Genomic DNA, 508 nt, shown 5'->3' with positions numbered 1-508 from the left:
AATGCTGGTGTGATTTCATCGGAATCGAACTTTAATACCGACAACAGCAAAACCATCGACTCGTTAAACCAAAGCGCTGAAAGCGACACAACCGTCATCGCAGCGCCGCTCGGAAGTATCGCCTACACGTTTGGTCACCAGCTCAACCACCAAGTGTATGCTGGTACAACGCGTTCCGATGTGGCAGTCGGTACGCTGGCTTTTCAATTAGGCTATCAGTACGAACTGCCGTCAGGCACAGTATTGGATGTCTCTTACCTTCCGACCGTCCTCAAAGGCGAAACGTGGCGTAATCCTTATCAAGTAGGTACGGCTCGTAAAACAACAGATGAAGGTGGTAACGCCTATCGATTTCAAATCAAAGGTTTGGTCGATAGAAACTTCACCCTCGATTTAGCTTATGCCGATAAAGATGTCGAACAAGATGAAGTCACCGATCGTTCACTCGCGCGTGATGCCAGTATTTATTACGTAAAAGGCGAATATCGTATTTCACTAGACCAAACAT

1 protein-coding gene is annotated in these 508 nt (G+C 46.9%); it reads left to right on the top strand.

Going from position 1 to position 508, the window contains the following annotated elements; genetic code table 11:
* A partial coding sequence (locus R7Q09_RS28565) for a DUF2860 family protein (protein WP_318144261.1) occupies positions 1-508 on the top strand: 508 nt, incomplete at both ends.

The organism is Vibrio sp. 2130-1 (assembly GCF_033339515.1).
Note: the sequence above shows the minus strand (reverse complement) of the source record. Positions and strands in the feature narration are given on the sequence as shown.